The 7999-nt window shown below is 62.8% G+C and carries 7 protein-coding genes and 1 tRNA gene; 4 read left to right on the plus strand and 4 right to left on the minus strand.

The features are described from left to right. Positions 1-341: 341 nt before the first annotated feature. The 4 genes from ACFPOU_RS20185 to ACFPOU_RS20200 all read left to right on the plus strand — a co-directional run bounded on the left by ACFPOU_RS20185 (position 342) and on the right by ACFPOU_RS20200 (position 3633). Positions 342-950 (plus strand): TIGR00645 family protein, encoded by a 609-nt coding sequence (locus ACFPOU_RS20185; RefSeq protein ID WP_379725546.1) that lies wholly within the window; start codon positions 342-344, stop codon positions 948-950. 12 nt (positions 951-962) lie between these two features. Beyond that, positions 963-2498, plus strand: coding sequence for a fumarate hydratase (locus tag ACFPOU_RS20190; RefSeq protein WP_379725549.1), 1536 nt, complete (start codon positions 963-965; stop codon positions 2496-2498). A gap of 117 nt (positions 2499-2615) precedes the next feature. Continuing rightward, positions 2616-3482, plus strand: a complete 867-nt coding sequence (murI, locus tag ACFPOU_RS20195; protein WP_379725552.1) for a glutamate racemase — start codon at positions 2616-2618, stop codon at positions 3480-3482. Between the two features lie 75 nt (positions 3483-3557). Next, positions 3558-3633: transfer RNA gene (locus tag ACFPOU_RS20200), tRNA-His, on the plus strand. On the opposite strand, the gene ACFPOU_RS20205 is transcribed toward ACFPOU_RS20200, so the two are convergent. The 4 genes from ACFPOU_RS20205 to dusA form a co-directional block, all read right to left on the minus strand. Then, entirely contained in the window at positions 3622-3762 is a 141-nt protein-coding gene (locus ACFPOU_RS20205; RefSeq protein WP_379725554.1) for a hypothetical protein, read from the minus strand. The genes ACFPOU_RS20200 and ACFPOU_RS20205 overlap by 12 nt on opposite strands. A gap of 185 nt (positions 3763-3947) precedes the next feature. After that, positions 3948-4289: an energy transducer TonB gene (locus tag ACFPOU_RS20210; RefSeq protein ID WP_379725556.1), complete on the minus strand. Its 342-nt coding sequence runs from the start codon at positions 4287-4289 to the stop codon at positions 3948-3950. Positions 4290-4370: 81 nt separating this feature from the next. Continuing rightward, complete coding sequence (locus ACFPOU_RS20215) at positions 4371-6131, minus strand: methyl-accepting chemotaxis protein (RefSeq protein ID WP_379725559.1); 1761 nt, start codon at positions 6129-6131, stop codon at positions 4371-4373. A gap of 437 nt (positions 6132-6568) precedes the next feature. Further along, complete coding sequence (dusA, locus tag ACFPOU_RS20220) at positions 6569-7570, minus strand: tRNA dihydrouridine(20/20a) synthase DusA (RefSeq protein WP_379725562.1); 1002 nt, start codon at positions 7568-7570, stop codon at positions 6569-6571. Between the last annotated feature and the right edge of the window lie 429 nt (positions 7571-7999).

The raw sequence follows: 7999 nt of genomic DNA on the forward strand, positions 1-7999 counted from the left end.
ATCGCTGGCAGCTTCCGCGCACAGTTTCTCATAGGCATCCATGCCGGCAATGGCCGCCTTGGCGGTGAATGCCGGCGGCGGCGGGAACACGCGGTGTTCCTGCAAGCCATGGTTTTCCTGCTTGGTCTCGGTCTCGGACATGCTAGTCTCCATCGTCATAGTTTTATCAGACACCATAGGTGCACCCGCTTACTGCCCCCTTACAAGGTACTTCCGGCGCACCCTCCTATTCAAGTGTGATTTTACCAACGCCTGGCCAAACCCGACGCCGCTATCTGCAAGCGCGCGCGAGCCGTGTAAAATGATGGGCTACATGTTGTCGGAACCTGGAGTCGTACCTGATGGCGCAAAACCACCCTGCACGCGAGCCGCACAAGCTTACCCCCCTGAATCGCCTGATTTTTTCCAGCCGCTGGCTGCAGCTGCCGCTCTACCTCGGCCTGATCCTGGCGCAATGTGTCTATGTTTTCCATTTCTGGGTCGAACTGAAAGACCTGATCGGCGCCGCGATGGGCAATGCCGCCTCGCTCGCCCATATCCTCGACGCCGTGACCGTGCCCGGCGCCGAGCGGCCGACCAAGTTGACCGAGGTGACCATCATGCTGGTGGTGCTGGGCCTGATCGACGTGGTCATGATCTCGAACCTGCTGATCATGGTCATCGTCGGCGGCTACGAGACCTTTGTGTCGCGCATGAACCTGGAAGGCCACCCGGACCAGCCCGAATGGCTGTCGCACGTCAACGCCTCGGTGCTGAAAACCAAGCTGGCGATGGCGATCATCGGCATTTCGTCGATCCACTTGCTGAAAACGTTCATCAACGCGGCGTCCTACAAGGACGAGACGATGATGTGGCAGACCATCATCCACTTCGCATTCCTGCTCTCGGCCATGGCGATCGCCTATACCGACCGCATCGTCATGACCACGCACGCAAAACATTCCTCCTGATCGAACATTCCCATGACCACCGTTATCACTCAAAGCGACCTCATCGAATCGGTCGCGGCAGCCCTCCAGTACATCAGCTATTACCACCCGGCTGACTACATCCAACACCTGGCGCGCGCCTATGAGGCCGAGCAAAGCCCGGCGGCGAAAGACGCCATCGCGCAGATCCTGACCAATTCGCGCATGTGCGCCGAAGGCAAGCGTCCGATCTGCCAGGATACCGGCATCGTCAACGTCTTCCTGAAAATCGGCATGGGCGTGCGCTTCGAAGGCTTCACCGGCACCGTCACCGACGCCGTCAACGAAGGGGTGCGCCGGGCGTACAACTTCGCCGACAACAAGCTGCGCGCCTCGATCGTGGCCGACCCGCACTTCGAACGCAAGAACACCAAGGACAACACCCCGGCCGTGGTCCACATGGAACTGGTCGAGGGCAACACGGTCGACGTGAAAGTCGCCGCCAAGGGTGGCGGTTCGGAGAACAAGACCAAGTTCGTGATGCTCAACCCGTCCGATTCGCTGGTCGACTGGGTCATGAAGACCGTGCCGCTGATGGGCGCCGGCTGGTGCCCGCCAGGCATGCTCGGCATCGGCATCGGCGGCAGCGCCGAGAAGGCGATGCTGATGGCGAAGGAATCGTTGATGGAAGACATCGACATGTACGAGCTCAAGCAGCGCGGCCCGCGCAACAAGACGGAAGAATTGCGCATCGAACTGTGCGACAAGATCAATGCGCTGGGCATCGGCGCCCAGGGCCTGGGCGGCTTGACGACCGTGCTGGACGTCAAGATCAACATGTACCCGACCCACGCCGCCTCCAAGCCCGTCGCCATGATCCCGAACTGCGCCGCCACTCGCCACGCCCACTTCGTGCTCGACGGCTCGGGTCCGTCGTACATCGAACCGCCGGCGCTGTCGACCTGGCCGGACGTGCAGTGGACCCCGGACACGGAAAAATCGCAGCGCGTCGACCTCGACAGCCTGACGAAAGAAGAGGTCGCTTCCTGGAAGCCGGGCCAGACCCTGCTGTTGAACGGCAAAATGCTGACCGGCCGCGACGCTGCCCACAAGCGCATCCAGGACATGCTGGCACGCGGCGAAGCGCTGCCGGTCGACTTCACCAACCGCGTGATCTACTACGTCGGCCCGGTCGATCCGGTGCGCGACGAAGTAGTCGGCCCGGCCGGTCCGACGACGGCCACGCGCATGGACAAGTTCACCGACATGATGCTGGAGAAGACCGGCCTGATCTCGATGATCGGCAAGGCCGAACGCGGCCCGATGGCGATCGAATCGATCCAGCGCCACAAATCGGCCTACCTGATGGCGGTCGGCGGCTCGGCCTATCTGGTGTCGAAGGCGATCAAGTCGGCCAGGGTGGTCGGGTTCGAAGACCTGGGCATGGAAGCGATCTACGAATTCGACGTCCAGGACATGCCGGTCACGGTGGCGGTCGATTCGAACGGCACCTCGGTGCACGACACCGGGCCGAAGGAGTGGGCGGCGAAGATCGAGTCGCTCAAGGGCATTCCGGTCAACGCGATCTAAGGGCATCTTGCTCGCGGTTGCCTTGGCAACCCAGGTTGGGCGGGAAACCGGTCCGCTGGACGCGTTTCCCGCCCACGCGCTCAACCAGGTTCGCGTGCCGCGCTGCTTCAGTACCCTATGACCCCACTTCAAGTTTCCCGCGACGCCCCCATCGGCATCTTCGATTCCGGCGTCGGCGGCCTTTCGGTCCTGCGCCACATCCGCGCCCAGCTGCCGCGCGAACACCTGATCTACTTCGCCGATTCGGGCTTCGCCCCCTATGGCGACAAGCCGGAACACGTCCTCGCCGAGCGCGTGCTCGCCATTGGCGCCTTCCTGGTCGGGCAAGGCGCGAAAGCCATCGTGATTGCCTGCAACACGGCCACCGTCGCCGCCATCGCCGTCCTGCGCGCACGCTACCCCGGCATGGTGATCGTCGGCGTCGAGCCGGGCTTGAAGCCGGCCGCTGCCGCCAGCCGCAACGGCATCGTCGGCGTGCTGGCCACCGAACGCACCCTGGGCGGCAACAAGTTCCTGCTGCTGCGCGACCAGGTCGCGCAAAGCAGCGGCGCCCGCTTCCTGCTGCAAGCCTGCCATGGCCTGGCCGACCAGATCGAATTCGGCACGCTGGAGTCGAGCCAGACCGATGCGCTGCTCAGCCGCTTCATCGCTCCCCTGCTCGACGCCGGCGCCGATACGATCGTGCTCGGCTGCACCCACTATCCGCTGGTGCAAGCCTCGATCGAGCGCGTGATCGCCGCCAGCACGCAGCGCGCCATTACCCTGGTCGACACCGGCGAGGCCGTGGCACGCCAGCTGGCACGCCTGCTCGTTGCCGGCGGCGTCGCACGCGATTCCGGCGCCCCTGCCCGCCTGGAAGGCTACACGAGCGCCAGCGCCACCGCCCTGTCCGCCGCTTTCTCTGGCCTGCTCGGGCTCGATCCTCCCACCTACGAGATCGTGGCCGACCCTGCCGGCGGCAGCTTGATCGTGCAGAACAATTAATTTGCCAATTTGCTTTGGAGTTTGTATAATCTTGCTCTGTCTCGGCAATGCAGAGATAGAACAGCAAGACCAGTGGTGGCTGTAGCTCAGTTGGTAGAGTCCAGGATTGTGATTCCTGTTGTCGTGGGTTCGAGCCCCATCAGCCACCCCAAGAATTCAGCAGTAAAAGAAAAAGGCTATCTGCTTCGGCAGCTAGCCTTTTTTGTTGTGCGCGGCGTCGATCGGTCGTGGCGGCAGTGGCGAAGACGACGACAAGGCCACCGGCGACGGCCTTGCTCATGCCGGGCGCCGGCTTTCGCCGCGGCCTGCCGATCGATCACGGTCCGGGTTACGCGGCCGGGCGTCGTCGCGCTTGCACGCCATCGCCGTCACGGCCGCGGTTCGGATACCCGGTGCGGTCCCTGCCCGCACAACAAAACAGCCGGCGCGAGGCCGGCTGTTCTTCAAGCGCGATGGAAGCGGAACTTAGTCGAGCTTCCATGCGTAATCGACCTTGGCCCAGGTCTGGGCTGGCGAACCGTCTTTCGTGCCCGGCTTGAACTTGCAGGCCGACAGGCCCTTCTGGGCTGCCTTGTCGAGGCCCTTGAAGCCGCTCGACTTTTCCAGCTTCGAATCGGCGACGCTGCCGTCGCTATTGACGAGGAAGGACATCGACGTCGTGCCCTGCTCTTCATTCATCAGCGAGGCCTTCGGGTATTCGACCTTGCACTTCGACGGGTCGAAGGAAGCCGGGGTTTCCGCAGCGAAGGCCACGCCGCCGGTGGCGAAAGCGAGGCTGGCGAGGAGGCTGAAGGCAGTGTTTTTCATGATGTCGTTCCTGTAAAGTGTTTGTTAACATGCCGCTGACTGCTGCGGTCTTTCAGTGAGCCCGGCAAACTGCGCCGTAAATTAAAATTCTTCCCATTCGTCGCCGCCCGCCGCGACCGGTGCCTTCTTCGGCTTGGCCGGCGCTGCCGCGGGCGCGCTTTCCTTCAGTGCAGGACGCGCCGGACGCGGCGCCGGCGTGCGCACCGCCGGCAGCTGCGCCGTCGTCGGTGCCGCCAGGCCAGCCGGTGCGGCTGGCGTTTGCGCGGCCTGCTGTTCGCCTTCGACCAGCTTGAAGATGCTGACCACACGGCTCAGTTCGCCCGCCTGGTCTTGCAGGCTCTGCGCCGCGGCCGCCGCCTGCTCGACCAGGGCCGCATTCTGCTGGGTCATGCTGTCCATCTCGATGATCGACATGTTCACCTGCTCGATGCCGGCGCTCTGCTCGGCGCTGGCGTTGGCGATCTCGCCCATGATGTCGGTCACGCGCTTGACGCTCGCCACCACTTCTTCCATCGTCACGCCGGCCTGGCCGACCAGCTTGCTGCCGCGCTCGACCTTTTCGACCGAGTCGCCGATCAGGGTCTTGATTTCCTTGGCGGCCGCCGCCGAACGCTGGGCCAGGTTGCGCACTTCGGAAGCGACGACCGCGAAACCGCGGCCCTGCTCGCCGGCACGGGCCGCCTCGACTGCCGCATTCAGCGCCAGGATGTTGGTCTGGAACGCGATGCCGTCGATGACGCTGATGATGTCGGCGATCTTGGTGGCCGAACTGTTGATCTCGCCCATCGTGCCGACCACTTGCGAGACCACGTCGCCGCCCTTGCGGGCCACGTCCGAGGCGCTGGCCGCGAGGTGGTTCGCTTCACGGGCATGTTCCGCGTTCTGCTTGACGGTGGTGGTCAGGGTTTCCATCGCCGAGGCGGTCTTCTCCAGCGAGCTGGCCTGCAGTTCGGTACGCGAGGACAGGTCGATATTGCCGGCCGCGATTTCACGCGATGCGGTGCCGATGGTCTCCGTGCCGCGGCGGACCTGGCCGACGATGCCGACCAGGCTGTTGCGCATCTCGTTCATTTCTGCCAGCAGGCTGCCGTGTTGGGCGGTGCGGGTGTCGATGGCAATGGCCAGGTCGCCATTGGCGATGCTGCCGGCAATCTTCGCCGTGTAGTCCGGCTCGCCACCGAGCTGCTTGATCAGGCCGCGGGTGATGAACCAGGCGGCGGCCACGCCCATGCCCACCGCCAGCACCAGCATGATCGACATGAAGTTACGGGCGTTGACGAAAGCGGCGCGCGCATCTTCCTGGCTCTGGGCGCTCTGCTTGTCTTCCAGCGCCACCAGCTTGTCCAGCGCTTCGGTCCACTTTTTCTGGACTGGCCGCACTTCCTTGATCATGACGCGGGTAGCGCTCATCGCGTCGTTGGCCAGGTACAGCTCGGAGGCCTTGGCGATGGCCGGCATGGCGGCCGCTTCGTGGCGCTTGATGTCGGCCAGCAGCGCTTTCTCGGCATCGGTGCCGGCGGTCGCGAACAGGAGGCCGACTTTTTTCTGGGCTTCGTCGTATTTGGCGGTCTGGTCCTTGAAACGCTTGAGTTCCGGCTCCATCTCGGAGGCGTCGGTCATCAGGGTCAGCACGCGCAGCGAAGCGAGACGGTCATGCACGTTGTTGCGCATCTCGATGACGGCGTGGCTCGACACATTGTTGACGCTGACCACGTGGTCGAGCCGGTCCTGGATCTGCGACATGCGCATGATGCCGACCACAGTTACCACGACCAGCAGCACCAGGACCAGGGCGAAGCCCAGCCCCAGGCGCATGCCGACCTTCATCTTCGATAAATTCATTTCGCCTTCCCGTCCGTTGATCAGATGTGCTTCAGTAGCGCCGCCATGGAATTCACATTCCTACTGCAATCAGTTTCCAAAAGATCAAAAGACGCTGCCAGGCATAAAGCCTTGCGACTGCGAACCAAACATCCGTCTGCAACTCACCTCTACGGTGACTTTTCGATCCCTGCGTCACATTATGAAACGAGAATTGCTCTAGGGCAAGCGATGGATTGACCTGTCTACACAAATTGACATTTCCGTGTAGAAAATTCTAGACATGTAAGACACGGAAAACGGGATGTGTTGCCGCTATGGCCACGGAATGGGACGCCTGCCATTGGCATCTTGCGTGTTGCCATGCAATCGGCAGGAGGAGCAATGGCGTGGAAGCTGAAGAAAGAAGGTGAACTGCGACGCCCACGGACGAACCGGCCGCCGCGTGCGCCTGACGATTACATGCCGCGAATCTGCGCGGCCGCGTCGAGCAGCAGGCGCGGGTCGCCCGTTGCCAGCTTCTTCGGATCGGACAGCATCTGGCGAAAGGCGCGCGCGCCCGGCAGGCCCGCGGTCAGGCCCAGCATGTGGCGCGTGATGCTGTTGAGCTTCAGGCCCAGCGGGCCGTACTCCGCCAATTGGGCGGCGATATACGGCACCATCGCCGCCAGCACCTCGGCGCGCGTCTTCGGGGGCGCGCCGTCGCCGTAGAAGCGCGCATCCCAGTTCGCCATCAGGAAGGGATTGTGGTAGGCCTCGCGGCCGAGCATGACGCCATCGACATGCCGCAGATGCAGCGCGATCTCCTCATCGGTCTTCACGCCGCCGTTGATGATGATTTCCAGCTCCGGGAACTCGCGCTTGAGCTCGTAGGCGACCTCGTAGCGCAGCGGCGGGATCTCGCGATTTTCCTTGGGCGACAGGCCCTTCAGGACGGCATTGCGGGCGTGGACGATGAAGGTGCGGCAGCCGGCGTCGGCGATCGTGCCGATGAAGTCGCGCACGAAGCCGTAATCCTCGTTCCGATCGATGCCGATGCGGTGCTTGACGGTGACGTCGATCGAGACCGCGTCGCGCATGGCCTTGACGCAGTCGGCCACCAGCCGCGGCTCGTTCATCAGGCAGGCACCGAAGGCGCCGCGCTGCACCCGTTCGGACGGGCAGCCGCAGTTCAGGTTGATCTCGTCATAGCCCCACTCCTGCCCCAGCTTCGCGCTTGCCGCCAGGTCGGCCGGCTCGCTGCCGCCCAGCTGCAGCGCGATCGGATGCTCGATCCCGTCGAAGCGCAGGTGGCGTGCAACGTCGCCATACACGAGCGCGCCGGTGGTCACCATCTCGGTGTAGAGCCAGGTGTGGCGCGTGATCTGGCGGTGGAAGACGCGGCAGTGGCGGTCGGTCCAGTCCATCATCGGGGCTACACTTAGCAACCTCTTGTTTTTAATAGTTTTTTCTTCGTTCATTTTGGCTATGTGCAGCAATCAGTGCACACGTAGTGCACACGGGGTAAATAATTCGTTCATAATTCGGGCATAACTCAACACACATAATTTGCACACGATGGCAACAATAACGAAGCTACCCAGCGGGAAATGGCGGGCACAGGTTAGGAAAGGTGGCATGTACCGGGGAGAGACGTTCACCCGAAAGTGTGACGCTGAGTCATGGGCGAAACAAGTAGAAGTTCAAGCGGAGCACATTGTTGCGAGCGGATACCAGCCCGTACCAGAAGGTTATAGCGTAGGCGACCTAATCGACGGCTACGCCCAGGAGTGTAACATGGGCGGTCGTACGAAACAGGCGACCCATGCCATGTTGAAGCGGGAGCTAGGGTGTATCTGACTGAACGAAATTGAGTCCAGGAGGTCAGAAGGCGATGAGCCGAACTGACC

This window comes from Massilia jejuensis (assembly GCF_042656795.1).
GTDB lineage: Bacteria > Pseudomonadota > Gammaproteobacteria > Burkholderiales > Burkholderiaceae_D > Telluria > Telluria jejuensis.